We start from the raw sequence: 1,033 nt of genomic DNA on the forward strand, positions 1-1,033 counted from the left end.
GTGACAAATAGGGAGGCCTCCCGCATGCTGTGGGTTGTCTAGGCGCACAGCGAGGAGGGGCCTCCCATGTCCCAGCATCCTAACGCAAGGTTGACCCCGAGGGGCAGGGCGCTGCTCTGCGAGCGCGTGGGCGGCGGCATGCGCGTCTCGGACGCCGCCGCGATGGCCGGCGTGAGCCGCCAGACCGCCCACAAGTGGCTCGCGCGGGCCCGGCGCGGCGAGCCGATGGCCGACAGGGGCTGCCGCCCGCGCCGGCTGGCGAGGCTCACGCCGCCCGAGGTCGAGGCGCGCGTCGCCGACGCGCGGGCGAGGCTGCTGCTCGCCCCGCTCGCGCTGGCCGCCGAGACGGGCGTGCCGGCCCGCACCTGCGCCAGGATCGTGGCCCGCAGGGGCCTGCCGCGCCTGGACGACGTCGACCGCGTCACCGGCGAGCCGCGCGCCCGCGGCCCCGTCACGCGCGTGCGCTACGAGCGCGAGCGCCCCGGGGAGCTGCTCCACGTCGACGTCAAGAAGGTGCCGCGCATACCCGAGGGAGGCGGGCACAGGGCCCTCGGGCGCGGCTGCGGGTCGAGGAGGGGCGCCGGGACGTCGTGCCTGCACGTGGCCGTCGACGACAACAGCCGGGTCGCCTACGCCGAGCAGCTGCCCGACGAGAGGAAGGAGACGGCCTGCGCCTTCATGGGGCGGGCGATCGCGTTCTACGAGGGCCTCGGGGTCGCCGTCGAGCGCGTGATGACCGACAACGGGTCGGCCTACCGGTCGGGCGACTTCAACGCGCTGCTCGAGGCCCGAGGCATAGGGCACAAGTACACGAGGCCCTTCAGCCCCTGGCAGAACGGCAAGGTCGAGCGCATGAACAGGACGCTCGCGCGAGAGTGGCAGTACGCCCGCGCCTGGGAGAGCGAGGAGGCCAGGGCGGATGCCCTGGCCTCCTTCATCGAGCGCTACAATTGGGACCGTCCGCACAGCGCGTGCGGGGGCCTGCCTCCGATGTCACGCATACTCGGTGTAAACAACGTCATGGCACATAACA

The 1,033-nt window shown here is 73.1% G+C and carries 1 protein-coding gene; it reads left to right on the forward strand.

Translation table 11 applies throughout. The features are described 5' to 3' along the window. Nucleotides 1–66: 66 nt before the first annotated feature. A partial coding sequence (locus ABCN07_RS07975; RefSeq protein WP_343006168.1) for an IS481 family transposase occupies nucleotides 67–1,033 on the forward strand: 967 nt, incomplete at its 3' end.

This window comes from Collinsella sp. 1033st1_E11_1033SCRN_220408 (assembly GCF_039062465.1).
Classification (GTDB): Bacteria; Actinomycetota; Coriobacteriia; order Coriobacteriales; family Atopobiaceae; genus Parolsenella.